The following is a 24,359-nucleotide window of genomic DNA, read 5'->3' on the forward strand; positions in this document are numbered from 1 at the left end:
CCCCGGTGGTCTTCTCATCTAACGCCTCGAAGGTGCGGACCCTGCCCAGTGCTGAAGTCGGTGATGCCATGGCCCTTATTTTGCCTGAGATGTCCTTCGGGTGCACCTCATGACGCTGCAAATGGACTGCCTGTCGCAACTCCTTTATGACACAGATGCGACGAATGGGGGTTGTACAGCGCCAAGCGGTTCCCGTATGGTGGAAAACGTAGGTCTAAAGAAAGTACTGACCAGCCATCTTCCGGCACACCATGACGGATCCTTCAGCCTCACCCGGCGGAGCCCCTCTGGGAATTGTGTACATGGAAGCCTGACGCCCTCCTTAATTGCCTGTGGGTCACGCTCCATTGCGGTCGGATGAATGGTCATGCGCGTTCCTACGCTCTGCCACCAATTTCGTGGGTACTGCGTTTTCGTCAATCAGAACTTTCTTGAAAGAAGAGCTATTCAATGTCTGTTGAATCCACTAAAGACCTGTCCGCCATCACCGACGAAGAGATTTTCGACGCCCATCTTGGCGGCAAGCTTTCCGTCTCATCGCAAATGCCGCTGAACACCAAGCGCGACCTGTCCATCGCCTACACTCCGGGTGTCGCCAAGGTATCCCAGGCCATCGCAGATGATCCAGCCAAGCACGCCACCCACACCTGGGCCTCCCGTCTGGTCGCTGTCGTTTCGGACGGCACCGCTGTGCTGGGCCTGGGCAACATCGGTGCGGCTGCCTCGCTTCCGGTCATGGAAGGCAAAAGCGCCCTGTTCAAGGAATTCGGCGGTCTGGATTCGATCCCGTTGGTATTGGACACCACCGACGTCGATGAAATCGTCGAAACCGTCATTCGCCTGCGTCCGAGCTTCGGCGCCGTGAACCTGGAAGACATCTCCGCCCCGCGCTGCTTCGAAATCGAAAAGCGCCTGATCGAGGCGCTGGATATCCCTGTTATGCACGATGACCAGCACGGCACCGCGGTGGTGGTGCTGGCAGCTCTGATCGGCGCGGCCCGCCAGACCAAGCGCGACATCAGCTCGTTGAAGGTCGTCATCTCCGGTGCCGGTTCGGCTGGCGTCGCCGTCACCAACCTGCTGCTTTCGGCCGGCGTGGATGACGTCATCGTGCTCGACTCGCGTGGCACCATCCACCGCGATCGAGACGACCTTAATCCGGTCAAGGCCGACCTGGCCAGCCGCACCAACCGTGAAGATGTCATGGGTGGCCTGGCCGAGGCACTGGACGGCGCGGATGTCGTAGTAGGACTTTCCTCGTCGACCTTCGAAGAAGCTGCCGTGGCGAAGATGAACAAGGACGCCATCATCTTCGCGCTGTCCAACCCGACCCCGGAAATCATGCCGGATGCTGCCGCGAAGTATGCGGCCGTGGTGGCCACTGGCCGCAGCGACTTCCCGAACCAGATCAATAACGTGCTGGCCTTCCCGGGCATCTTCCGCGGCGCCCTGGACTCGGGCGCCAAGAAGATCACCGAGGGCATGAAAGTCGCGGCGGCCCATGCCATTGCCAACCTGGTTGGCGATGATCTGGCAGCAGATTACATCATTCCTTCGGCAACTGATGACCGCGTGATGCCTGCTGTTGCCGCGGCTGTGGCTGCGGAAGCAGAAAAAGCCAAGTAGAAGAAGCTGGCGAAAAAGCACTGCCTGCAACGACTCGTTGCGGGCAGTGCTTTTTTCATGCGCCGGCCTATTCTGAGGCCGTTGTCTCGGGATATCCACAATCGTAGAAAGTTCCTGCCGGGGCGATGAATTCGCGCCATACTTGCTGGCATCAGATCAACCAAGGAGGAATGCGATGAGTAATCCTGAAGGCGTCCATCTCAGTGTCCGCAGCTCGTTGCCCGAAATGCAGCTACTTGGCGTTGTTGCGCTGCGCGAAATATCAGAGAAGGGGTATGCCGTAGTGCTCAGCACTATGGCAAGGCAGCAACAGGTCCTGGGGTACACACTGGGATTGGCGAAACGAGGGCATCCTGAAATCGTCAGTATCGGTGGAGACGAAGATGATGTTTTTGGGCTTCTCACGCATCTGGCATCACAAGTCGTCGAGCATGGACAAGTCTTTTCCGAAGGTACCCACAACACATCGCTATTTAGCGAGCTCATTTTCTCGGAGCCAGAGGCGGAACTGAACACTCTTCCCCTCACCAGTCTGATCCTTGGCGACATCCCGATAAGAACTCTGCATTGCACGGAACCCAGGGACTTCGCCGTGATCCAGCAACAGTCGGCTCACTAGGAACTGCGCCGCATCGTCAAAAGATGAGCAGGCAGAGGAAAGGAACTTGACCATGTGCGATATGTGCAATGGCATGACACGCAAGCAACTGGAAGCCCTGATCGACCAGCGGATCCGCGACTACGGACATGAAGTGATTTTTGTTGAGTCGGACCGGATCAGCCCATCGCTTGCCTACACCGTTGGCCTGAGTCGCATCGGGCACCCAGAATTCCTTGTTCGAGGGCTGGACATGGATGACAGCATTCAGATGCTCAACGGATTTTCTGCGTCCGTGCTGGAATGGAATGAGGTTTTCGCCCACGGGCACACCGGCCGCTGGAAGGACGGAACACTGTTGTACTTCTCCAAGATCAGTACCGGAATCCGCAAGCAGGTGCCATTGGCTTATCAGAGGTACGGAGAAAGCCTGGGGTTGCTAGAAGTCTTACTCGTCGGCCGGGATATCCCTTACGAATATGTAGTTGCCCGGCACAATTAGGCCTTGGCATCCTTTGCCAAGGGCCTAGCTTCGCCGATGGATTGCAGCGGCCTCATTCTCCGCGCGGACTTTTGCCCGATGTGCTGCGCGCAGGGCCTGATGGCCATCGGATTTGCGCACCTTCAGGTAGAACATTCCAACTACAAGGAACCACAGGGGCGTAGCCAGCAACGCAGCACGCGTATCGGCCTGCGTGGTCAATGCCCACAGGACGAATACGAAGAAGGCTAGGACTATGTACGGGGCTCCCATGCCGCCGGGGACCTTGAACTTGGAGGCATCATGCAGCTGCGGGCGGCGCTTGCGGAAGGCCAAGTAGCTGATAAGGATCATTGACCAGACGAACATGAAGCACAGGGCAGACACCGTTGTGACCAACGTGAAGGCCTGGGCTACGGAGTCACCCGCGTACAACAGCACGACGGCAGCAAGAAGGAAAATGCAGGAGAACAGCAACGCGTTGCGTGGCACCTGCGTGGCAGAAAGCTTGCTGAACTTCCGCGGAGCGTCTCCATCTTGCGACAGGGCGTACAGCATGCGCGATGTTGAATAGATCCCCGAATTTGCACTTGAAGCGGCGGCCGTCAGCACGACAAAGTTGACCAGACCCGCAGCTGCGGCCAAACCAGCCATCGAGAACATGCCAACGAATGGCGATGCATCCGCGGAGAACTTGTACCAGGGGGTGACGGCCATCAGGACGGTCAAGGCACCGACGTAGAACAGGATCACGCGCAGCGGAATGGAATTGATGGCCTTCGGGAGATTCTTTTCAGGATCCTTGGTTTCAGCCGCAGCCGTACCTACCAATTCAATGCCGACGAAGGCGAAAACGGCGATCTGGAAGCCTGCGACGAAGCCCATGAAACCAGTGGGGAACATGCCGCCGTGTGCCCACAAGTGGGCGAAGGAAGCGGTGTCTCCCTCCGGAGAACTGAATCCGGTGGCAATCATTGCCAAGCCGCAAACGATCAATGCCAGGATTGCAACGATTTTCACCAATGAGAACCAGAACTCGGTTTCACCAAAAGCCTTGACGGTGGGCAGGTTCAGCCCGACCAATAGCAGGATGCAGCATAGCGCCGGGAGCCATAGCGGGATCTCGGACCACCAGTAGGCGACATATTGGGCGATCGCGACTACGTCCGCAATGCCGGTGACGACCCAGCAGAACCAATAGGTCCAGCCGGTGAAGAAGGCAGCCCAAGGTCCCAAGAGATCGCCGGCAAAATCTGCGAAGGTCTTGTAGTTCAAGTTGCTGAGCAGGATCTCGCCCATGGCACGCATGACGAAAAAGAGCATGAAGCCGATGATCATGTATACGAAGATGACCGACGGACCGGCAGCGGAAATGGTCTTGCCGGAGCCCATGAACAGTCCGGTGCCGACTGCTCCGGAGATCGCCATGAGCTGGATGTGCCTGCTGGACAGTCCGCGCTCAAGATTCGTTCCATCGGAAACGGTTTTCAGTTGCGTGGAATCGTTCGCCACGGCTGCACCTTTCATGAGCAGATCCCTTCGGTTTTTCGAAGGAGACGGCCTGCTTCGAAGGAGAACGAGACCGCTGAAAGAGGTTATCGCAGATATATTGACCAGCTATATTTGTTCGTCACCCTGGACTGCGAGCAAGCTTAACAGTTGTGAAGTTGGTTATACGCCACTGGATTCGGGTAGGTAGTCCGCTGCTTCGCGCAGTGGCCAGATGGGCAGAACCTGCACTTGAATGGGGCATTTGGTTGCTGCTGGACCTCCGGGTGGCAGCCTGTGTCCGAGAATGAAGCCGCGGGAAACTATGCGAAGGAAATCCTCCGGTTCCGGCGAATGGAGTTAGCGGGAGGCAGTTGATCTGCAGAATCAGAACCACCGATGATCAATTCCCACGTTTCCAGCCTGCGGTAGGACTTCGGAAATGGCAGAACGCGGGAGCCCGTGGAGCGCCGCAGGCAACACTGCATCCATGCTCAGCTCCACTGCGCAGAAGGCTACCCGGTTCAGGTTGGTGCCGTGCATCCGGACTGCTCCAGTGCTGCATTCCGCGCCTTTTGGTTCACTTGAAGCAAATACTGTACATGGCCAGTGGAAGCTTGGAGGGCCGAGTGAGTAGTGTAGGACGTATGGCATTCCGAAATCGTCGAGCTGCGGCTCTTCCTGCAAAATTGTCCCGTTCCTGGCTCTTGGTCAATGCGGCCAAGGAGGAAACTTTCGCTCCTTCGCTGGCTTGTGAAGCGGACTCGGTGATTTTTGATATGGAAGCTGCCGTTCCTGACGACCAGAAGATCCAGGCTCGCGATAACGTAGTGCGAGCACTGTCCAATGGCATGACTGCGTGGGTGCGCGTCAATGGCATTGACACTGATTTCTGGGCCGATGATCTTGCCGCGCTGTCGGGAACTCCCGGCCTGCGTGGAATCATGCTGGCCATGACCGAGCAGCCTGAACAGGTTACCTACAGCGCAATGCGGCTGCGCGCGGGCACTCCGGTCCTGGCCTTGATCGAAACCGCTTTGGGTATCGAGAATGCTACGCAGATCGCTTCGGCCCCGGGTACCTTCCGCCTGGCGTTCGGCATCAACGACTTCCGCAAGGACACGGGCGTCTCCGACGACCCGATGGCACTGGCCTACGCACGCGGCCGGCTCGTGATCGCTTCGCGTGTAGGCAAGCTGCCTGGCGCTATCGACGGACCTCCACCAGCAGGCGCCGATGCCGCCAAGGTGACCGAAGAAACCCGCATCACCGCCTCCATGGGCATGACCGGCAAGCTGTCGTTGTCCACCGATCATGTAGATGGCATTAACGCCGCGTTGGCACCCAGCGAAGACGAGCTGTCTTGGGCCATGGAACTGCTCGAAGCGCACGCCGCCGGCGCTTCGGTGGGCGATGGCTCATACCTGCCGCGTCTGGCCCGTGCCCAGAAGATCGCCGACCTGGCCGACTCCTACGGCCTGTGGAACGCCTAAGCCTCTAGCTGTCTTCCAATAGCAAAGAACCCGTCCAGCATCTGGTATCAATCAGATGCTGGACGGGTTCTTTGCTGTTTGCGGAGCCTATGCCTCGTGGGCACCGCGGTTGCGCGAGGAACCGACGACGTCGCCAGCCTTCCATTCAGCCCAACCCGGACGCTCATTCATGAAGTCCTCGATCTGCGCCTTGTTGGCTTCCAGCTTCGGGTCATGCTTGAGGTACCAGCGGGTTTCGCGGGCCACCATGCCCGAGAGGATCAGCAGGCCGATCAGGTTCGGCAGCGCCATCAGGCCGTTCATCATGTCCGAGAAGTTCCAAACGGCGGTCAGCTCGGTGGTGCAGCCTACGTAGACGACCAGCGAGAACACGATGCGGAACGGCATCACGAGCTTGCGGCCGAAGAGGCGCTCGATGTTCCGCTCGCCGTAGTAGCACCAGCCCAAGATAGTGGAGAAGGCGAACATGACCAGGCCGACGGTCACAATCCAGTGGCCCCACTGTCCGGGCAGGCCATTGGTGAATGCCTGGCCGGTCATCAGTGCAGCGGAGATCTGCTCGCCGGTTTCCCCATCGAGCATCTTCCAGGTACCTGTCGTGATGATGACCAGGCCGGTGCAGGTAACAACGATGATGGTGTCGATGAAGGTCTGGGTCATGGAGACCAGGCCCTGGCGAACCGGGTGGGTGGTCTGTGCCGAAGCGGCGGCGATCGCTGCTGAACCCATGCCGGACTCGTTGGAGAAGATGCCGCGGGCCACACCATACTGGATAGCAATGATGATGGCCGAGCCGACGAAGCCGCCCACTGCCGAGGTGCCGGTGAAGGCATCGGTGAAGATCTCGCCGAAGGCGGCAGGAATGCCGCCCACATTGGCGATCAGGATGTAGATCGATGCTGCTACGTAGAAGACGATCATCACTGGAACGAAACCAGCGGTAACGCGGCCGATGGACTTGATGCCGCCAACCAATACGGCGATGGACAGCACGGTCAGGATCACGCCGGTAACCCAAGGGGTCACATGGAAGGAATTATCCAAGTTGGCGGCAATCGAGTTGCCCTGGGTCATGTTGCCGATGCCGAAGCTGGCCAGGGTGGCAGCGATAGCGAAGAACAGGGCCAAGAACTTGCCCAACGGACCCTTGACGCCGCGTTCCAAGTAGTACTGCGGACCGCCGGACTTTTCGCCTGCGGCGTCGGTGCCGCGGAAGCGCACGCCCAGATACGCCTCGGTGTACTTCGATGCCATGCCCAGCAGGCCGGTAACCCACATCCAGAACAGGGCGCCCGGACCACCGATGCCGATGGCGGTTGCGACACCGACGATGTTACCGGTGCCAACGGTGGCGGCCAGTGCTGTAGTCAGTGCCTGGAACTGCGAGATATCGCCTTCTGCCTCGGCATCCTTGCGCTTGAGCAGGCCAAGGCGCAACGCTGCGGCGAGCTTGAAGAATTGCAGGCCGCCCAAACGGATAGTCAGGTACAGGCCAGTGCCCAAAAGTAGCGGGATGAGGACAAACGGTCCCCAAATGACGGAGGAAATATCTCCGAAGAGAGCGCCCAAATCGTCCATGGATTTAACATCCTTATTTGCGAGTGACTGATGATCAAGAGTCTCAAGCCAGAAGCCGATCCCCTTATGTGAGTGCCATCATATGACAAGGGGAGAGCCGTGTCACAAAGCGCGCTGGACGATGCCATGTCCGGTTCGTTAACTTAATTTCACGAAAAGGCCAAGGGCTCGAGCTGGCTGCCGCATTGCCGGCATCCACTGACGTGGACGCCGGCAATTCCCGGGGTTCAGCCCTGCCGTGCTTTCATGCGCGGATTCTTCTTGTTGATCACGAATACGCGACCTCGTCGTCTGACCACCTGGGAGCCGGGCGCCTTCTTCAGTGCACGGATGGAGTTCCTAACTTTCATGCCATTCACCTCCTTCATGATGTGCGGAGCTGAACAGGTCCTTGAGTTCTTCTTCGGTGACCTGGCATTGCTCGAAGACCGTCTCGATCTGCGAAGCTTCGTGTTCGGATCCGTAGAGCAGCAATTCCGAGACGGCGATATTCGAATTCCACGCGCCGGTGTTTTCCATCCAGATGCGCGGACCGGCTCCGCCGATGGCGACGCGCTCGCTGAGGGCACTAGCCACCCAGAGGATTCCGCGGATGCAGGTGCAGGATTCGGCCAGGGACGGCAGGGCTTTGCGGAAGCGCTCGGGGTGAAGCGGGCGCTCGGCGTGCAGGCGGATCGGCATAGTGCGGGCATTGGTTGCTGTTTGCGGCAGGTGCCCGGCCCTGGTGCGTTGGCGCGCTGCTCCGGGGTGGAAGGAGCCGAGTCCTTCTTCGTGCACGCAGATATGCGCATGCGGTGCCATCTGCCGAGCTAATTCTAGGCCGGCTTCAAAGTCGGGGCCGCCTGCGCGTCGTGGACCGGTGGCACCTTCGAGCAGTTGGGTTTCCAGGCCTTCGACCGGAATGAGGGTATCTGCCTGCATCAATTCGGTGAAGAAGAACTCTCCCGACGTCCTCGCATCGCGTTCCATGGCGTTGAATCCCGATTCCCAGAGGGTGTGCCGGTCCCACATCTGGTTTTCCAATTCGGCGGGATCCAGGGACAAGACGATGCTGCTGATCCGGATTTCCAGTGGTTCGAGCTTTGTCCCGAGCATGTCCAGCACTGTTCCGCTATGCCATGTGGCGGGCAACGCCAGGATCATTGTGGCCTCGGAATCTTCGGGGGCCAGGCGTTGGATCGTCGGCAGGATCTCGAACTTCGTGGCACAGCCGATGCAGGGGTGCCCAAGAACGGTTTCGGCATGTTCTGCGGCTGCAGATCCGGAGACGTGGCGCACCAGCCGATTGCCGTCGACGAAGTCATAGCGCAAGATGACGGCGTCAGGATGGTGGTGTCCCAGGTGGCTGAGGCCGGAGTCGCGGCTGGAAGTATCAAGTGCGGAGAGAACGATGAGATTCACGCGTTCAAGCTTATATGAGAATGAGTCTCAATAGCAAAATTGGGAACGGGGCTTAACGCCTCGGGGGCCCGCCCGCCAATGCGGACAGGCCCCCGGAAGCGACAAGGAATATCAGTTCTGTGGCGCGTTGAAAACTACCGCAGAGGTACCCAGGCCTTCGATCGAAGTTTCAAGTGAATCGCCGTGCTTGAGCCACGGGTGACGCCCATTCTCGTCGCGGCGGCCTAACGCAACACCAGAGGGCGTACCCGTCAGGATGACGTCGCCTGGCTGCAATTCATTGAATGTCGAGAGGTAGGAAACCAAGGCGTCAGCCGAGAAAATCAGATCATCGATCTGTTCGTCCTGCACCACGGTGCCATTGACCGTGCTGGTAATGCGGGCGGCGGGATCCAGCTCATCCGGGGTCACGAGCCACGGGCCCAGGGGAGTGGAACGATCCCAGATCTTCCCCTGCAGCCACTCTTGGGTGCGGCCCTGGTAGCCGCGCATCGACACATCGCTGGCCACGGCGTAGCCGGCAATATGCGCGGCAGCATCCTCCTGGCTGATGCGGCGACCCGGCTTGCCGATAATGATAGCCAGCTCTGCTTCGTAGTCCACCCGGTGGTCTTCCACTGGAATTTCGATGGTGTCCTTGGCGCCGCATAGGGTGGAAGCGAACTTCGCGAACACCGTCGGATACTTCGGCAGGTCTTCGCCGACCTCGGCCGCATGCGTCTTGTAGTTCAAACCGATGCAGTAGATTTTCTCCGGCTTGGGAATCAGCGGAGCGTAGTCGGCTTCGCCCTCGGCGATGGAATCACCCACCAAAGCGCGAGCAACTACTTCTTGCTGAGTTGCGTCATCAAGACGCAGGAAACGCTGCACTGAATCGAGGTTGTCCAAGTAGTAGGCGCGGCCATCTTCAATGACAGCAGCGGTGGTATGGCCTGGTTCGCTGGCGAGGCGGAGCGTTGCAAGTTTCATGAATCTATCTCACTACACTTTTCGCTGAAAGTGCACCATATTTCGTGATCGGCAATTGATAGCAATTGGCCTTAAATACGGCCGAGCCAGAGCTTTGATCTGGAAAACGTGGCTTGGCCATGCTCCGCTGACCCGGCTAAACTCATGGCAAGCTACGGTCCCAGAGACCAGTCTTGAAATAACGATCTAGATACGAAACTAAAGTGAAGCAGGTTTTAATGTGGGTGACTTTTTTGGCGAGCGATCTCGCCATATCCTCTTCGCCTCGTGGCAGCACTTCTCGCTAGTCGCGCAGTGCTTGATCCTGGCGACAATTATTGCTGTGCTGATTGCCGTATTGGTATACCGCAACAAGCCCCTATCAGGCTTGGCTAACGGCATTAGCGCCATCGGCCTGACTATTCCGTCCTTTGCCCTGATCGGTTTGCTTATTGTCCCCGTGGGCTTCGGGGTTACTCCGGCAGTCATCGTGGTGACGTTCTTCGCCGCCCTGCCAATTCTGCGCAACGCGATCGTTGGGCTGAACAACATCGAACCAACCATTATCGAGTCAGCGCGCGGCATCGGCATGAGCCGGCTGAAGACTCTGATATCAGTAGAAATTCCCATAGCTTGGCCGGTGATCCTGACTGGCGTACGAATTTCAGCCCAGATGGTGATGGGCGTCGCCGCAGTGGTCTCCTACGCCCTGGGTCCTGGCCTCGGCGGGTTCATCTTCCAAGGACTCTCGCGTCTGGGCGGCGCGAACTCCCTGGAATCCGTGATCACCGGCGTAGTTGGCGTCGTGATCCTGGCGCTCATTCTTGATTTGATTTTGCTCGGCATTGGCCGACTGACTACCCCGCGAGGTATCCGTGTCTGAACATAAGATCCCTGAAAATGCCGTGGCCCAGAATGTCACTGGCGCTTCGATCATGCTTGAAGAAGTAACCAAGACCTACCCGGGACAAAAGAAATCGGCCGTAGGCGGCCTGACCCTGGAGATCCCTGCCGGGTCCATCGTGATGTTCGTGGGGCCATCGGGCTGCGGCAAGACGACCACCCTGAAGATGATTAATCGCCTGATCGAGCCGACCAGCGGCAAGATCGTCATTGACGGCGAAGATGTCACCGGCATGAACGGTGATGAACTGCGCCGCCGCATTGGCTATGTGATCCAGGCTGGCGGTCTGTTCCCGCATATGACCGTGGCGACCAATATCGCCATGGTTCCAAAGATGCTGGGTTGGCCCAAGGAGAAGATCGCTGCCCGCGTCAACGAGCTGCTGGAACTCGTCTCGCTGGATCCGGAACTTTACCGGGACCGTTTCCCCAAGGAGCTCTCCGGAGGCCAGCAGCAGCGTGTGGGCGTCGCCCGTGCATTGGCAGCGGATCCACCGGTCTTGCTGATGGATGAGCCATTCGGTGCAGTTGACCCCATTACCCGCCAGCGTCTGCAGGATGAGCTGCTGAACATCCAGTCTGAAGTCCAGAAGACGATCGTGTGCGTGACCCACGACTTCGACGAAGCGGTGAAGCTCGGCGACTGGATTGCGATCTTCAACGAAGGCGCGCAGCTGGAGCAGTACGACTCCCCAGAAAGGATCCTGGCCAATCCGGCCAGCGAGTTCGTGGAGAATTTCATCGGTTCGGGTGCCGGCTTGAAGCAGCTGACCCTGACGCGGGTGAACGAAGTGGAACTGGGAGAAGCCATCACCACCACACCGGGCAAGAATGCTTCGGAGGTGCTCTCGCAACTGCAGGGCGCCGGACGCAAATACGCGGTAGTGCTTGATTCGCGGGGACGTCCGCTGCGCCGCATGGACCGCCGGCAACTGTCGCGTGCCCAGATCATCGAGGGTACCTACGATGAATCCATGCCGGTCGTCGGTGAGCAGGCCACCTTGAACGACGCATTGGACACCATGCTGGTGGCCAGTTCCGAGTCGGCCCTGGTAACGGGACGCCGTGATGTGCTCACGGGTGTCATCACGGTGCAGACCGTCATGGAGGCGATCGCGGCCGCGAACAACACCACGGATGCTAATCACGAGGCGCCGGTTGGCCTGAACTCGGGTGCCATCAACGTCGTGAATATCGACAGTGCGGCCACCGGGCAGGATGGTGAATCGGCATGAGATCCGAAACCCGCAGCTTGATTTGGCAGATCGCCGGAATCGCAGCTGCTTTCGCCATCTTGGTGGGTTGGCTGGTGACAGCCGACCTGACCGAGACCGAACAGCAAACGCTGGATCCGGCAACGATTTGGGGCTACACCCTCGACCACCTGAAGATCACGGTCATCTCGGCGCTCATCGTTCTGCTGATCGCGATTCCGCTCGGCGTGCTGCTCACTCGCCCCGGACTGCGCAAGGCAGCCCCGGCGGTGCGCGCCATTGCCAACTTCGGCCAAGCTGCACCCGCCATTGGCGTCATCGTGCTCTTGGCCTTCTGGTTGGGGTTCGGCCCGAAAACTGCCATTGTCTCACTGGTGATCTATGCGATTCTTCCGGTGCTCTCCAACACCATTGTTGGCCTGCAGCAGGTTGATGAACGCCTGGTGGAGGCCGGGCGGGGAATCGGCATGAGCCAGATGTCCGTGCTGTTGAAGGTCGAGCTGCCGTTGGCCGTCCCGGTGATGCTATCGGGCATCCGCACAGCCCTGGTGCTGCTGGTAGGCACCGCGACGTTGGCAACCTTTATCAACGGCGGCGGGCTGGGCATCTTGATCACTACGGGAGTGAACCTGAACCTGAATGTGGTGCTGATTGCCGGCTCGTTGCTAGTGGCCTTGCTGGCTTTGACGATTGATTGGCTTGGCCGCGTCGTCGAACAGGTGGCACGACCGAGAGGACTTTCGTGAACCGCAAACTGAATTTAGCTGTCCTGTCCATGGCCGCGCTGATCGGAATGACCGGGTGCGGACTTAGCCCATCGACCGGGACGGTGCCCAACGCCGGCCCCGCCGAGATCAAGCCGCTGGTCGAAAACGCTGAAGACACCACCGTGACCGTCACGTCCAAGTCCTTTACCGAGCAGCTGCTGCTGGGGAAGATCACCGTGATCGCGCTCAAGGCTGCCGGCTATGACGTCACCGACCTGACCAATGTTCCTGGCTCCCAGCCGGCACGTCAGTTGCTGCTTTCCGGCGACGCGAGCGTGCTCTGGGAGTACACCGGTACCGCGTGGCTGACCTACTTGGGCCACGAATCACCTGTTGTGGGTGAAGAAGAGCAGTGGCAGTCGGTGCACGATGGGGATGTTGCCAATGGAATTATCTGGGGAAATCCGGCACCGTTGAACAACACCTACGCATTGGCGATGAACGAAGAAACGACCAAGCGGCTGGGTATCACCAAGCTTTCCGAACTGCAGACGCTGGACCCCGAAGATCTGACGTTCTGCGTCGACCCGGAATTCAATTCCCGTCGAGACGGTCTGACTCCAATGCTGGAACACTACGATATCGACCGTGGTTCAGAAGTGGCTGAGGACAATATCGGCCTGTACGACGTGGGTGCCATTTACCAGGCAACTGCTAATGGCGCGTGCAACTTCGGTGAAGTCTTCACCACTGACGGGCGCATCAAGGCGCTTAACTTGACCGTGCTGGAAGATGACCGGAAGTATTTCCCAAGCTACAACGCCGCCCCGGCTTTCAACGGAGAATTCCTTGAAAAGCACCCGGAAATCCAGCAGATCATGGACAAGATCGCTCCGTTGCTGACTGATCAGGTTTTGATGGAACTGAATTACCAGGTGGACGTGGTTGGCCGTGAACCGGCGGATGTTGCCTTCGAGTGGATGGTTGACCAAGGCTTGGTCTCCAGTCCCTAACCGAGACAACGAAAACTGCATGGATTAGGCAATGGATCCCCGGCATCGCGATGCCGGGGATCCATTTCAATGTCGCCGAGGATTCACTGGGGATTGGTTTCTCTCGGATGGATTTGCTTGCAGGATAGAAATAGGTGGAGGCCATCTACCTATTGCTGGTTCCGGGTGCCTAGCTCGCCGTCGACTTCATCGGCGATTTCGGTCGTGGCAGCGGTAGTGATGGATTCTTCCTGCCAAATTTCCTCTAGCTCTGCGGATAACTCGGCTTCTTCTTGGGCATTATCGGGAACTGGGTCATTTGCGTTCATGGCCTCAGTCTAGCCATGTACGCGTCTGAGTAAAGGGGTGCATGAAAAATGACTTCAGTAGAAACTTTCCTAGTCAGTATCAAAATACGGATCTCTTGAATAGCCAGATGAAACTTTTTTATGGAAAGTGGTTGACGCTTCAACTTCATTAGTGTCATACTGGTATCAGCAAAACAAATTGAGGCGTCAACTACTTGATGGCCCGACGAAAGGATTTAGACATGACTGCATCTGCACTGACCACCGGAACCTGGAACCTCGACGCATCGCACTCCGAGATCGGCTTCTCGGTTCGCCACGCAGGCATCTCCAAGGTTCGCGGCAGCTTCACTGAATTCGACGCAACCCTGACCACCGGCGCAACCCTGGCAGATTCCTCGGTCGAGGCAACCGTCCAGATCGCATCGGTCAACACCAAGGACGCTAACCGCGACGGCCACCTGAAGGGCGAGGACTTCTTCAACGCCGAGCAGTTCCCAACCATGACCTTCAAGTCCACTGCGGTCAAGGGCGAGGCTGGCGAGTTCATTCTCGTTGGCGATCTGACCATCCGCGGCGTGAGCAAGGAAGTTGAATTCGAAGCAGAGCTCGGCGGCGAAGCTGTAGACGCTTTCGGTGCAACCCGCGTTGGCTTCTTCGCATCCACGACCATCTCCCGCAAGGAATTCGGCATCACCTGGAACGCAGCACTGGAAGCCGGTGGCGTTCTGGTCAGCGACAAGGTCAAGATCGAAATCGACGCTTCGTTCGTACTGCCAACCGCAGAGTAAAAGTTTCCCGAAGGCCGTCATGGGGATGACGGGACAAGGGCCGATACCGGCAAAGCCTCCGGCTCACGAAAGTGAGCCGGAGGCTTTGTCGTTAAAGTCGAGGGAAGAAGTGCCTAGGACCCGCTGAATGACGGGTCCACGGAAAATGCGATAGCACCGATGACAAGGAATGCGACATACACGATCCAGAGCACGCCCAAAATGGTGCCGATCCAACCGGTCACTTTGCCGACCGTGGATACCGTATTGAATTCCCTTTCGGCTTTATTGGCCTTGAAAATAGCAATCGGGCCAAGGATCACGCCTGCAACGAAGATGGACACAATGCCAAGAATCATCGAGGTCTGTGCCAGCTGGGTGCCTTGAAATTGGGATGCTGTCGGATAGCCGAAGTTGCCCTGGGGGTACTGGCCCGGTTGGCCATGTGCCTGTTGATTGTAGTAAGGCTGTTGCGGGACGCCGTTGAGATCGTAGGAACCAGGCTGCTGGTACTGCCGGTTCTGACCCTGGTGCCCTGAAGAATAGGGGTTTCGTGGTTCTTCGCCTGGACTGGTCATGGCAACCTGCTTTCCGCTTGTGAGGCTCGTTCGCTTAATTCAAGATTCTCACATGCAACCGGCAATAACATCTAATCTCTAGAAGAACTCTCTGCAATGCCAGAATGCCCCCTACCTGCCAGTGAAGTCAGCTGGCTGGATGCATTCTGCGCCACAGCGCATGAGTGCCAGTCGCCACCGCCACAAGTAATAGGCTCAGTGCCAAGCCGATCCCGAAGATCTGTCCGTAGTGGCCATTCTGCGCTAAATCTGCAGTTAGGTGGGTCGCCGCAGATGCCCCGGCGAATAGGGCGAAAACGAACAGTGAAACGGTGGTGGCCCGCGCGTCAGGCGAGATATCGGTCGCCCACCCCTGCATTGATGAGTGCATGATCGCGTTCGTGGCACCCAGGAAGAACGCGGTGAAGGTGTAGGAGGCAGGGGAGGGAGCGAACGCAGAAGGGAGGAAAGCTGCGCAAAGCACCAGGCCGCCACCCCCAATAAGCCACGTTCTGCCAATGCGCGCCACCAATCGGCGCATCAAGCGTGCACCCAGAATGACTCCCAGGGCAAAAGCGCAACCTAGCGCTCCCGCCAAGCCAATAGCGACACCGGATTCTTGCAAGGCGGGAACGATATAGGTCAGCAATCCCATGAGCAGCCCGCCTTCGAGGAAGACGATGGCATAAAGGGCCAAATTCATGGGACGCAAAGCTGCACGGAATTGGAATCCGGAACGCGAATGTTCGGGCTGTGCCGCCTTCCGCAAGCTATACAGGGCCGCTACGCAACCCAGTGCAGGCAACAGGAACACCAGCCGCCAGTTCGCGTATGTTGCCAATGCTCCTGAAGCTAATGTCGCCAGGGTGGTGCCCAGCGAGGAATAGATCTGCAAATCAGATAAGCCCCGCGCGCGTTCTACCCCGGTACGCGTATCGCCCAGGAGCGTCATCAGCGTTGGATACAGCGCGCCGAACATGAACCCGGTGAGGGAGCGGGCAATGAGTAGCGGCAAATAGTCGGTGAACATGATGCTGGCGACCGCGCCGAGGCCAGCGCCGATGAGCGCCGCGCGCAAAACCGCCAGACGCCCGAAACGATCGCTAAGCACGCCCCAGATCGGCTGGCCAATGGCATAGAACAAGGCATAGGAAGCTACCAGTTGGACAGCTTGGGCGAAACTGAGCGAGGTACCCAGCGAAAGTGCGACCAGCATGGGAGGGGTGCCATAGCGGTCGAAGAAGGAAAGGAAGCCGACGAAGCGCAAAGCCGAATCGGGAATGGTGCGTACCGAAATCCGAAGGTCCTGTTGTTTCTCCATCCCGGCCCTTCAAGTGAGAATCTTCCGCCTGCCTATCCATGTAAACAGAATCTGCCCGCTGATGCTGTTTTGGATGACAGCTGCCACGGGCAGATGACGCATCGGCAGCTAGGCAGTTACTGGTGATTCAGTCATGAATTGAGCGAAGAATTCGCCCAACTCACCGGTCGCGTCCAGCGGCAGCGCCATGGACACGTCCAAGCCTGGACAGGATTGGCGGGCTGGGTGCGCCAGATATCTCCGGTGATGAAAATCCGAGGCAAGGGAAGCATAACGGATTGCCGTCACGATGGAGCCAGGGAAGTCATCGCGGGCTTGAGCGTTTCCATGCCACCGGTGCGCTTCCGCGAAATGTTCGAAGCTGGACTGCCGGCTTCGCTTTTTGCCGCGCGCGATCGAATAGAGGCGGACCTGAAGGGTTTCATTGCCGGCGGCTAGGGCAAGAAAGCCGACAGCACACTTAAATGCACTCGCGGCCGGTTCCCTGGAGGTTTAGGAGGGGGGAACCGGCCGCGAAAGCTTATTGCGCCAGCCTTACAGGCCGCGAACCATCAGGACGTCCAAGGTACGCGGGCCGTGCACGCCTTCAACGCGCTCCAGCTCGATATCACTGGTGGCCGACGGGCCGGAGATCCAGGTCTGCGGACGGGTGATGGCCAGTCGCGGCATGGCTTCTGGCAGCAGGCGCACGATCGAGGAGATCGGCACGATGCACACATGGTGGTCGGGTACCAGCGAAATCGCGCGGCGGCCCTGGTTTGGCTCGCCATCGAGGATGATGGTGCCGGACTCGGCGACCGAAACGGCCGACGAGGTGACCACGGCGCTGGTTTCATCCAGTTCGGCGATGCTCAGCCGTGCGCCCGGGGCATCGATGCGCTGCTCGACCTTCTCGCCCAGCCCTGAGAGCCAGTCGGTGTCCAAGCCATGCGGGTAGACAACGCTGGAGGCTCCCGCCAGCTTGGCCGCTACGTATTCCGGGATCTGCGCGGCGTCAATGACGTCCACCCCGGCCTTGTAATCCACCAAGCGGTCCACCAGCAGGTCGATGAGCTCAGCTTCACCCATATCCGAGGTCTTGCGGTATTCGCGGGGTACCTCTTGGGCGACGGGAGCATCGGCTAGTGCCGAGCGGATCCGTCCCAGGATTTCGTCTTTTGCGCTCACTTGGACTCCTTCTCGTCGCTCCACCAGTCGCGGAAGGACTTGTTTGGCGGGGCGGGAATGTCACGGCTGGCGGTCCACCCTGCGGCGATGCCCGGAAGCTTCTTGATCTTCTTTTCCTTGCCGGACATCAGCCGGCCCAGCGGCAAGGCCTTTTCGAGCAGGCCGAGGTTCTTGCCCTTGCCCAACGCCCAGGAGCCGCCCTTCATCAGCAGATCCATCTGGGTCGGGAGCTTGTGCTTGTCGCGGTTGGCATCCACGTCCTCGCCGCGCAGGTGCACGAGGATTTCCGGGATGTTGATCTTCACCGGGCAAGCGTCGTAGCAGGCGCCGCACAGCGAGGAAGCATATGGCAAGGAGCCGTTTTCCTCGACCTGGATGCCGGTCAGCAGCGGGGAGAGGATCGCGCCGATCGGGCCCGGGTAGGTCGAACCGTAGGCGTGGCCGCCGGTGCGCTCGTACACTGGGCACACGTTCATGCACGCCGAGCAGCGGATGCAGTTCAGCGCGGTGCGGCCGAAGCGGTCGGCCAGGGCGCGGGTGCGGCCGTTATCCAGCAGCACGATGTGCACGTTCTGCGGGCCATCGTCTTCGCTCACGCCGGTCCACAGCGAGGTGTAGGGATTCATGCGCTCGCCGGTGGAAGACCGCGGCAGCAGCTGCATGAAGACCTCGATGTCCTCCCAGTGGGGGAGAACCTTCTCGATGCCCATGACCGTGATCAGGGTTTCGGGCAGGGTCAGGCACATGCGGCCGTTGCCCTCGGATTCCACTACGCCCAGGGTGCCGGTATCAGCCAGCGCGAAGTTCGCGCCGGAGATCGCGACCTTGGCGGAAAGGAACTTCTTGCGCAGGTGCTTGCGGGCAGCTTCGGCCAGCTTGGCTGGCTCATCGGTCAGGTTCGGATCCACTACCGGCATTTCCTTGAGGAAGATGTCGCGCACCTCGGTGCGGTTCTTGTGGATCGCCGGAACCAGGATGTGGCTTGGCTTGTCGTTGCCCAGCTGGACGATCAGCTCGGCAAGGTCGGTTTCGAAGGCTTCGATGCCCTCGGTCTCCAGGTGCTCGTTCAGGCCGATTTCCTGGGTGGCCATGGACTTGACCTTGACGACCTCTTTCGAGCCGGTCGCCTTGACCAGCTCGGTAACGATCTTGTTGGCTTCGTCCGCGTCACGGGCCCAGTGGACAATGCCGCCCCGGGCGGTGAAGTTCTTCTCGAACTCTTCCAAACGCTCTTCGAGGTTGGCCATCGTCAGGTTCTTGATGGCGCTGCCGGCGTCGCGCAGCTCTTCCCAGTCCGGAAGCTCGCCGACGACGTTCAGCCGCTTGTCGCGAATGGTGTGGGTGGCGTGGCGCAGGTTCTTGCGCATCTGGGTGTTGCCCAGTTCGCGGTGCGCGGCCTTGGGGAATGGCTCGGTCTCGAACAGGTTGCCCTGCCCGCCGGCAGGCATGCCGAGGAATACCTGAGTCACAGTGACACCGTCTCTTCCATGGTGCTGGCCAGGATATCTGCCAGGTGCAGGGTCTTTGGCTTGGCTCCGGTGCGCGAAAGTCCGCCGCCGATGTGCATCAGGCAGGAGGCGTCGCCGCCCGCGCAGGCCGAGGCGCCGGTGGAGCAGATGTTCTTCATCTTGTCTTCGAGCATTGCCGTGGAGACATCGGAGTTCTTGATCGAGAAGGTACCGCCGAAGCCGCAGCACTGGTCAGCTTCCGGAAGCTCGTTGACGGTGATGCCGCCGACGGTCTTGAGCAGATCAAGTTGCCGATCGCCGAGTTTCAGCGAACGCATGCCGTGGCAGGAAGGGTGGTAGGTGATGGTCTGCGGGAAGTAGCTGCCCAGCTGCTCGGCGGCGTTGGTGATCCCCAGGACATCCACCAGCAGCTGGCTCAGTTCATAGGTGCGCTTGCCCACGGCAACTGCGCGTTCCTTGAGCTCCGGCTTGCCCAGGCGCTCTGCCAGGAAAGGGTGCTGGTGCTTGACCGAAGCAACGCAGGAGCCCGAGGGGGCCACCGCGACGTCATAGTCTTCGGTGTCGAAGGCATTGATGTGGTTTTCGACCACGGGCAGGGCTTCAGGCATATAACCGGAATTCATGTGCATTTGCCCACAGCAGGCTTGCGCCTTGGGGAAAATTACTTCATGGCCCAAGCGTTCCAGGATTTTCACTGTCGACTTGGCGGTTTCCGGATACATAGCATCCACAATGCACGTGGCAAAGAGAGCAATTCGCATAATAAATGACTCTTTCAGGGTGTGGTCAGACCATACTATGCCACGTACTTCGTAATAGTCAAGACTTGTTGTGATAGCTCTCACCTTGTACTCTAGGTGGTCGGACCACATATGGTCAGACCATCTCGAGTAAGGACGCCCACACCGTGTTTACACCCTCCACGGATCCGATCGCGGGGAGCATAGCTGTTTCAGCGCTCATCGCACTGATCCCGCTTGTAGCCTTCTTCGTACTTCTGGCAGTAGTCAAGGTCAAGGCCCACTGGGCCGGCCTCGGCTCGCTCGCTGTTGCCATCCTCGTGGCGATCTTCGGCTGGAACATGCCGGTTGGATTGGCATTGAACTCCGGACTGATGGGCATGGTCTTCGGTGCCTTCCCTATTGTCTGGATCGTTGTCATGGCGATCTTCCTCTACCAGGTCACCGTCAAGTCGGGCCGCTTCGAAGACCTGCGCCGCGTCTTCGACGTCATCGGCGGCGGCGACGTGCGCATCCAGGCCGTGCTGATTGCTTTCTGCTTCGGCGGCCTGCTTGAAGCGCTGGCCGGCTTCGGCGCACCGGTGGCGATTACCGCCACCATGCTGCTGGCATTGGGCCTGTCGCCGCTGCGCGCAGCCTGCGCCGTGCTGATTGCCAACACCGCCCCGGTGGCCTTCGGCGCCGTGGCGATCCCGATTACCACCGCCGGTGCCCTGACCGGCATCCCGGCTGCCGACATCGGCGCCATCGTTGGACACCAGTCCCCGCTGCTGGCGCTGTTCGTCCCATCGATCCTGGTCCTGATCCTCGACGGCTGGCGCGGCATGCGCCAGACCCTGCCGGCAACGCTGACCATCGGCATTTCCTTCGGTGTCGCCCAGTGGCTGTGCTCGACCTACTTCTCCTATGAGCTGACCGATATCGTTGCTGCGCTGGTTGGCCTGGCCGCCGCAGTGATCCTGCTGCGCTTCTGGACTCCAAAGGGTGCCGACGAGGCACGCCAGCGCGTGCTGACTGCTGAAGCCGCCGCAATTCCATACGAAGCCAATGCCAAGCTGCACCCGGTCAACACCTGGATGGCTTTGTTCCCGTACCTGCTGGTTATCGTCATCTTCGGCGTGGCCAAGCTGTGGAAGCTGGGCGTGGACATTCCTGCATGGCTGGCAACCACGGACATCAAATTCGGCTGGCCAGGACTGGACGGCAAGATCCTGAATGCTGATGGCGAAGCGGTATCTTCGACCATCTACAACTTCCAGTGGCTATCCTCCCCGGGCACCTTGCTGCTGATCACCGGCCTGATCGTGGCCCTGGTCTACGCGAAGAACGACGGCAACGGCAAGTACAAGATGACCTTCGCCGAGGGTGCTGCCGAAATCGGCAAGACCGTCTACAACATGCGCTACGCCGCGCTGACCATCCTGTCGGTCCTCGGCCTGGCTTACGTGATGAACCTTTCGGGCCAGACCATCACCATTGGCACCTGGCTGGCAGGCACCGGCGCATTCTTCGCCTTCCTGTCGCCAATCCTGGGCTGGATCGGCACCGCGGTGACCGGCTCGGACACCTCGGCCAACGCGCTGTTCGCCAAGCTGCAGCAGACCGCTGGCATCAATGCCGGCATCGATCCGAACCTGCTGGTTGCCGCCAACACCTCCGGCGGCGTGGTCGGCAAGCTGATCTCCCCGCAGAACCTGGCCATCGCCGCTACCTCGGTGAAGATGGAAGGCCAGGAGTCGGTGATCCTCAAGAAGGTTGCCGGTTGGTCCGTAGGCATGCTGCTGGTGCTGTGCTGCTTGGTTTACCTGCAGTCCACCCCGGTTCTGTCCTGGATGCTGCCTTAGCTTCGAACGGCTAAAATAGATCCGATGCCAGTAAACCCAGCTCCGCGTGCGTACCAGATTGTTCTCCAAGCAATTGAACAGGATCTGCGCAAGGAGAAGCTCTCCGTTGGAGACCAGCTTCCCGGCGAGCGTGCGCTCGCGGAGCAGCATGGGATCTCGCGGGCTTCGGTCCGAGATGCCATCCGCATCCTTGATGTGATGGGCATTATCAAGACTTCCACCGGCTCCGGGCCCAACTCCGGAGCGGTGATCATCTCCAACCCCTCGGCAGGCATTTCGCAGGCATTGCGCCTGCACTTGGCGGCCAAGGGGATCAACGTCCGCGAGATCGTCGAATCCCGCATCTTGCTGGAAACCTGGGCAGCGCAAATGACGCCGCGCGATCCGATCCATGCCCAGCAGGTCATTGACCGCACCGCGGTGCTGATCATGCGCATGGACGACGCGCAGCTCTCGCGCGAGGCCTTCCACCGCATTGATGCCGAGTTCCATGTGCTCCTGGCCTCCATGGCCGGCAACGCGGTAGTGGAATCGATGATGGAATCGCTGCGCAACTCGATCAGCGACTATGTCTCCGAATCGGTGCCCAGCGACGAGGCCTGGCAGCCGGTGGTGCGCGTCCTGCGCCGCCAGCACAAGGCCATCCACCACGCATTCGCGACGAACCAGCGCGAACGGGCGGCCCAGCTGCTCGAAGAGCACATCAACTGGTTCTACTCGCAGACCCGCTAGATCCGGCAGGATAGTTTTCAAATAAATAAGTCGGACTTTATGGCCCCTCGCACCTCTTATATCTGATATGTTTTTGGGGAAGCGACGGGGCTGATTTTTCGGATTTAACAGCTGGTTCATACCGCTGATGAGTTCCCGTCGATGTACCATCGACACTTCATGCGAGGGAATTCATGAGCCAACTTTTTGACCTGTCCGGACGCCTGGCCCTGGTCACCGGATCCTCCCGCGGCATTGGCCGCGAACTTGCCAGTGCCTTGGCGGATGCCGGTGCCACCATCATCCTTCACGGCCGGGATGCGCAACGCCTGACCGAAACTGCCGCCGAATTCGGTACCCGCTATGGCACCGAAAGAATCCATAGCGCCTGCTTCGATGTCACCGATGATGCCGCCGTGCGCGAGAACATCGCAGCCATTGAAAAGAACATCGGCCCCATCCGCATTTTGGTGAATAACGCGGGTATCCAGCACCGCGTGCCCATGCTTGAATTGGAAGTATCCGACTGGCAGCGTGTGATCGACACGAACCTCACCAGCGCATTCCTGGTAGGCCGAGAAGTCGCACGCTCCATGGTGCAGCGTGGCGAAGGCAAGATCATCAACATCTGTTCGGTGCAAACCGACCTGGCCCGCCCCACCATCTCCGCCTACACCGCGGCCAAGGGCGGCCTGCGCAATCTCACCCGCGCCATGACCGCCGAATGGGCTGGTTCGGGACTGCAGATCAACGGCATCGCACCGGGCTACATCCACACCGAGATGACGCAGAATCTGGTGGATGACGAGAAATTCAACTCCTGGATTCTGGGCCGCACCCCGGCTGCCCGATGGGGAACTGTCGAGGATCTGGCCGGACCAGCAGTCTGGTTGGCCTCGGATGGATCGAACTACGTGAACGGGCAGACCATTTTCATCGACGGAGGCATGAGCGTTGTCGTCTAATTCCCTCGCCACCAGCACGTTGGCCGTCGTGGCCCATGCAGCCGGTGATTTGCGTATTGAACAAATCGAGCTGGCAGCGCTGCGAGCAGATGAAGCACGCGTTGCCATCGCTTACGGCGGTATTTGCGGATCAGACCTGCATTACTGGAGCCACGGCGCCGCCGGGGAATCGATCCTCAAGGCTCCAATGGTTCTCGGGCATGAAATCGGCGGGACCGTCATGCAGGCCGCCGCTGACGGCAGCGGGCCGGCGGCCGGTACCAAAGTCGCCGTGCACCCGGCAACACCAGGCGAGACCGGGGAACCCTACCCGGCCGACCGCCCGAATCTTTCCCCGGGGTGCACCTACCTGGGCTCGGCCGCCCGCTACCCGCACACCGAGGGAGCTTTTGCCCGCGAAGTGAATCTGCCATCACGCATGCTGCGTGAACTACCCGTTGGCCTGTCACTGCGTGATGCCGCACTGGCAGAACCGGCTGCGGTTGCTTGGCATGCGGTGTCGCGCGCCGGTGAAGTCGCCGGCAAGAAGGCGCTGGTTATTGGTGCTGGGCCGATCGGAGCTCTCGCTGTAGCAGTGCTCAAGCGTGCCGGAGCCAAAGAAATCATCGCAGTGGACATGCACGAGAAGCCGTTGGAAATCGCCGGGAAACTCGGTGCCACTTCAACTTTGCGCGCCGATGACCAGGAAGCTCTTGCCCAGGTGGGCGCGGACGTGGTGATCGAGGCCAGCGGCAACTTCCGCGGGTTGGCCTCCGCCGTGCGCGGTGCCGTGCGCGGCGGTCGAGTGGTCATGGTCGGGTTGCTGCCCTCAGGAGAACAACCCGCACTCATTTCGCTGGCTATTACCCGCGAGCTGGAACTGGTTGGTTCCTTCCGCTTCAACGACGAAATCGACCATGTGCTTGCTGCCCTGGCCGACGGTTCACTGCAGGTTTCCGAGGCGGTAACCCACGAGTTCCCGGTCGCCGATGCGCTTGAAGCCTTCGAAACGGCCAAAGATTCGGCTCGCTCCGGCAAAGTCCTGCTGAACTTCCTGGGGCAATAGTTGGCTTCAGCTAGAAGTGGCCCCGCGGCGGCC

Annotated in this window: 25 protein-coding genes; 14 read left to right on the forward strand and 11 right to left on the reverse strand. The window is 59.5% G+C overall.

The features are described from left to right. Positions 1–450 precede the first annotated feature (450 nt). The 3 genes from ACNPM8_RS10650 to ACNPM8_RS10660 all read left to right on the forward strand — a co-directional run bounded on the left by ACNPM8_RS10650 (position 451) and on the right by ACNPM8_RS10660 (position 2,726). Positions 451–1,626, forward strand: a complete 1,176-nt coding sequence (locus ACNPM8_RS10650) for an NAD(P)-dependent malic enzyme (protein ID WP_105656253.1) — start codon at positions 451–453, stop codon at positions 1,624–1,626. A gap of 175 nt (positions 1,627–1,801) precedes the next feature. Then, positions 1,802–2,245, forward strand: coding sequence for a DUF4262 domain-containing protein (locus tag ACNPM8_RS10655; protein ID WP_105656254.1), 444 nt, complete (start codon positions 1,802–1,804; stop codon positions 2,243–2,245). 73 nt (positions 2,246–2,318) lie between these two features. After that, entirely contained in the window at positions 2,319–2,726 is a 408-nt protein-coding gene (locus ACNPM8_RS10660) for a DUF4262 domain-containing protein (protein ID WP_181148764.1), read from the forward strand. A gap of 24 nt (positions 2,727–2,750) precedes the next feature. Here the strand turns inward: ACNPM8_RS10660 and cycA are convergent, their stop codons facing one another. Further along, a complete protein-coding gene (gene cycA, locus ACNPM8_RS10665) occupies positions 2,751–4,232 on the reverse strand; it encodes a D-serine/D-alanine/glycine transporter (protein ID WP_448939822.1) in 1,482 nt (493 codons plus the stop codon). A 608-nt stretch (positions 4,233–4,840) separates the two neighbouring features. Here cycA and ACNPM8_RS10670 point away from each other — a divergent pair. Then, positions 4,841–5,686, forward strand: a complete 846-nt coding sequence (locus ACNPM8_RS10670) for an HpcH/HpaI aldolase/citrate lyase family protein (protein WP_105656257.1) — start codon at positions 4,841–4,843, stop codon at positions 5,684–5,686. Positions 5,687–5,773: 87 nt separating this feature from the next. Here the strand turns inward: ACNPM8_RS10670 and ACNPM8_RS10675 are convergent, their stop codons facing one another. The 4 genes from ACNPM8_RS10675 to ACNPM8_RS10690 all read right to left on the reverse strand — a co-directional run bounded on the left by ACNPM8_RS10675 (position 5,774) and on the right by ACNPM8_RS10690 (position 9,634). After that, positions 5,774–7,264: an alanine/glycine:cation symporter family protein gene (locus tag ACNPM8_RS10675; protein WP_133834052.1), complete on the reverse strand. Its 1,491-nt coding sequence runs from the start codon at positions 7,262–7,264 to the stop codon at positions 5,774–5,776. A gap of 227 nt (positions 7,265–7,491) precedes the next feature. Continuing rightward, the gene (gene ykgO / locus ACNPM8_RS10680; protein ID WP_073707785.1) at positions 7,492–7,614 is read right to left on the reverse strand and encodes a type B 50S ribosomal protein L36; all 123 of its coding nucleotides are present in this window, start codon (positions 7,612–7,614) and stop codon (positions 7,492–7,494) included. Continuing rightward, positions 7,604–8,665, reverse strand: coding sequence for a GTP-binding protein (locus tag ACNPM8_RS10685; RefSeq protein WP_332731297.1), 1,062 nt, complete (start codon positions 8,663–8,665; stop codon positions 7,604–7,606). Before ACNPM8_RS10685 ends, ykgO begins: the two co-directional genes overlap by 11 nt. 111 nt (positions 8,666–8,776) lie before the next feature. After that, complete coding sequence (locus ACNPM8_RS10690; protein WP_105656260.1) at positions 8,777–9,634, reverse strand: fumarylacetoacetate hydrolase family protein; 858 nt, start codon at positions 9,632–9,634, stop codon at positions 8,777–8,779. Between the two features lie 220 nt (positions 9,635–9,854). On the opposite strand from ACNPM8_RS10690, the gene ACNPM8_RS10695 reads away from it, so the two are divergent. Genes ACNPM8_RS10695 through ACNPM8_RS10710 form a run of 4 tightly spaced genes read left to right on the forward strand, consistent with a single transcriptional unit; the run spans position 9,855 to position 13,450 of the window. Beyond that, complete coding sequence (locus tag ACNPM8_RS10695; RefSeq protein WP_105656261.1) at positions 9,855–10,496, forward strand: ABC transporter permease; 642 nt, start codon at positions 9,855–9,857, stop codon at positions 10,494–10,496. After that, positions 10,489–11,751, forward strand: coding sequence for a betaine/proline/choline family ABC transporter ATP-binding protein (locus tag ACNPM8_RS10700; RefSeq protein ID WP_448939823.1), 1,263 nt, complete (start codon positions 10,489–10,491; stop codon positions 11,749–11,751). Before ACNPM8_RS10695 ends, ACNPM8_RS10700 begins: the two co-directional genes overlap by 8 nt. Continuing rightward, the gene (locus tag ACNPM8_RS10705; protein ID WP_105661999.1) at positions 11,748–12,476 is read left to right on the forward strand and encodes an ABC transporter permease; all 729 of its coding nucleotides are present in this window, start codon (positions 11,748–11,750) and stop codon (positions 12,474–12,476) included. The genes ACNPM8_RS10700 and ACNPM8_RS10705 overlap by 4 nt, the downstream gene beginning before the upstream one ends. After that, positions 12,473–13,450, forward strand: coding sequence for a glycine betaine ABC transporter substrate-binding protein (locus ACNPM8_RS10710; RefSeq protein ID WP_448939824.1), 978 nt, complete (start codon positions 12,473–12,475; stop codon positions 13,448–13,450). The genes ACNPM8_RS10705 and ACNPM8_RS10710 overlap by 4 nt, the downstream gene beginning before the upstream one ends. 149 nt (positions 13,451–13,599) lie before the next feature. Here ACNPM8_RS10710 and ACNPM8_RS10715 read toward each other — a convergent pair whose 3' ends face one another. After that, on the reverse strand, positions 13,600–13,758 hold the full coding sequence (locus ACNPM8_RS10715) for a hypothetical protein (protein ID WP_402473574.1): 159 nt from the start codon (positions 13,756–13,758) through the stop codon (positions 13,600–13,602). 221 nt (positions 13,759–13,979) lie between these two features. Between ACNPM8_RS10715 and ACNPM8_RS10720 the strand changes: the two genes are divergently transcribed. Next, a complete protein-coding gene (locus tag ACNPM8_RS10720) occupies positions 13,980–14,528 on the forward strand; it encodes a YceI family protein (RefSeq protein WP_105656264.1) in 549 nt (182 codons plus the stop codon). Positions 14,529–14,641: 113 nt separating this feature from the next. On the opposite strand, the gene ACNPM8_RS10725 is transcribed toward ACNPM8_RS10720, so the two are convergent. After that, positions 14,642–15,085, reverse strand: coding sequence for a DUF4190 domain-containing protein (locus ACNPM8_RS10725; protein ID WP_105656265.1), 444 nt, complete (start codon positions 15,083–15,085; stop codon positions 14,642–14,644). Positions 15,086–15,212: 127 nt separating this feature from the next. Next, positions 15,213–16,385, reverse strand: coding sequence for an MFS transporter (locus ACNPM8_RS10730; RefSeq protein ID WP_448939825.1), 1,173 nt, complete (start codon positions 16,383–16,385; stop codon positions 15,213–15,215). 138 nt (positions 16,386–16,523) lie between these two features. Between ACNPM8_RS10730 and ACNPM8_RS10735 the strand changes: the two genes are divergently transcribed. After that, the gene (locus ACNPM8_RS10735) at positions 16,524–16,823 is read left to right on the forward strand and encodes a hypothetical protein (RefSeq protein WP_332489139.1); all 300 of its coding nucleotides are present in this window, start codon (positions 16,524–16,526) and stop codon (positions 16,821–16,823) included. A 96-nt stretch (positions 16,824–16,919) separates the two neighbouring features. On the opposite strand, the gene ACNPM8_RS10740 is transcribed toward ACNPM8_RS10735, so the two are convergent. The 3 genes from ACNPM8_RS10740 to ACNPM8_RS10750 are packed head-to-tail and all read right to left on the reverse strand — an operon-like array spanning position 16,920 to position 19,782. Then, positions 16,920–17,552, reverse strand: coding sequence for a LutC/YkgG family protein (locus ACNPM8_RS10740; protein WP_332594596.1), 633 nt, complete (start codon positions 17,550–17,552; stop codon positions 16,920–16,922). Continuing rightward, positions 17,549–19,000, reverse strand: a complete 1,452-nt coding sequence (locus ACNPM8_RS10745) for a LutB/LldF family L-lactate oxidation iron-sulfur protein (protein ID WP_105656386.1) — start codon at positions 18,998–19,000, stop codon at positions 17,549–17,551. Before ACNPM8_RS10745 ends, ACNPM8_RS10740 begins: the two co-directional genes overlap by 4 nt. A 17-nt stretch (positions 19,001–19,017) precedes the next feature. After that, entirely contained in the window at positions 19,018–19,782 is a 765-nt protein-coding gene (locus ACNPM8_RS10750) for a (Fe-S)-binding protein (protein WP_105656268.1), read from the reverse strand. 146 nt (positions 19,783–19,928) lie between these two features. On the opposite strand from ACNPM8_RS10750, the gene ACNPM8_RS10755 reads away from it, so the two are divergent. The 4 genes from ACNPM8_RS10755 (at position 19,929) to ACNPM8_RS10770 (ending at position 24,326) form a co-directional block, all read left to right on the forward strand. Further along, entirely contained in the window at positions 19,929–21,605 is a 1,677-nt protein-coding gene (locus ACNPM8_RS10755) for an L-lactate permease (RefSeq protein WP_105656269.1), read from the forward strand. Positions 21,606–21,629: 24 nt separating this feature from the next. Next, on the forward strand, positions 21,630–22,337 hold the full coding sequence (locus ACNPM8_RS10760; RefSeq protein ID WP_359185424.1) for a FadR/GntR family transcriptional regulator: 708 nt from the start codon (positions 21,630–21,632) through the stop codon (positions 22,335–22,337). Between the two features lie 173 nt (positions 22,338–22,510). Continuing rightward, positions 22,511–23,281, forward strand: coding sequence for an SDR family oxidoreductase (locus tag ACNPM8_RS10765; RefSeq protein ID WP_359185426.1), 771 nt, complete (start codon positions 22,511–22,513; stop codon positions 23,279–23,281). Next, the gene (locus ACNPM8_RS10770; protein WP_448939826.1) at positions 23,271–24,326 is read left to right on the forward strand and encodes an L-idonate 5-dehydrogenase; all 1,056 of its coding nucleotides are present in this window, start codon (positions 23,271–23,273) and stop codon (positions 24,324–24,326) included. The genes ACNPM8_RS10765 and ACNPM8_RS10770 overlap by 11 nt, the downstream gene beginning before the upstream one ends. Positions 24,327–24,359: the final 33 nt, after the last annotated feature.

This window comes from Glutamicibacter sp. AGC46 (assembly GCF_053543715.1).

Bases quoted from the DNA above. Each gene is read 5' to 3' on its own strand.
- ACNPM8_RS10650 (WP_105656253.1), top strand. From the start codon at position 451: ATGTCTGTTGAATCCACTAAAGACCTGTCCGCCATCACCGACGAAGAG.
- ACNPM8_RS10715 (WP_402473574.1), bottom strand. From the start codon at position 13,758: ATGAACGCAAATGACCCAGTTCCCGATAATGCCCAAGAAGAAGCCGAG.
- ACNPM8_RS10760 (WP_359185424.1), top strand. From the start codon at position 21,630: ATGCCAGTAAACCCAGCTCCGCGTGCGTACCAGATTGTTCTCCAAGCA.
- ACNPM8_RS10660 (WP_181148764.1), top strand. From the start codon at position 2,319: ATGACACGCAAGCAACTGGAAGCCCTGATCGACCAGCGGATCCGCGAC.
- ACNPM8_RS10745 (WP_105656386.1), bottom strand. From the start codon at position 19,000: ATGCCTGCCGGCGGGCAGGGCAACCTGTTCGAGACCGAGCCATTCCCC.
- ACNPM8_RS10670 (WP_105656257.1), top strand. From the start codon at position 4,841: ATGGCATTCCGAAATCGTCGAGCTGCGGCTCTTCCTGCAAAATTGTCC.
- ykgO (WP_073707785.1), bottom strand. From the start codon at position 7,614: ATGAAAGTTAGGAACTCCATCCGTGCACTGAAGAAGGCGCCCGGCTCC.
- ACNPM8_RS10725 (WP_105656265.1), bottom strand. From the start codon at position 15,085: ATGACCAGTCCAGGCGAAGAACCACGAAACCCCTATTCTTCAGGGCAC.
- ACNPM8_RS10720 (WP_105656264.1), top strand. From the start codon at position 13,980: ATGACTGCATCTGCACTGACCACCGGAACCTGGAACCTCGACGCATCG.
- ACNPM8_RS10765 (WP_359185426.1), top strand. From the start codon at position 22,511: ATGAGCCAACTTTTTGACCTGTCCGGACGCCTGGCCCTGGTCACCGGA.
- ACNPM8_RS10705 (WP_105661999.1), top strand. From the start codon at position 11,748: ATGAGATCCGAAACCCGCAGCTTGATTTGGCAGATCGCCGGAATCGCA.
- ACNPM8_RS10690 (WP_105656260.1), bottom strand. From the start codon at position 9,634: ATGAAACTTGCAACGCTCCGCCTCGCCAGCGAACCAGGCCATACCACC.
- cycA (WP_448939822.1), bottom strand. From the start codon at position 4,232: ATGAAAGGTGCAGCCGTGGCGAACGATTCCACGCAACTGAAAACCGTT.
- ACNPM8_RS10655 (WP_105656254.1), top strand. From the start codon at position 1,802: ATGAGTAATCCTGAAGGCGTCCATCTCAGTGTCCGCAGCTCGTTGCCC.
- ACNPM8_RS10675 (WP_133834052.1), bottom strand. From the start codon at position 7,264: ATGGACGATTTGGGCGCTCTCTTCGGAGATATTTCCTCCGTCATTTGG.
- ACNPM8_RS10750 (WP_105656268.1), bottom strand. From the start codon at position 19,782: ATGCGAATTGCTCTCTTTGCCACGTGCATTGTGGATGCTATGTATCCG.
- ACNPM8_RS10730 (WP_448939825.1), bottom strand. From the start codon at position 16,385: ATGGAGAAACAACAGGACCTTCGGATTTCGGTACGCACCATTCCCGAT.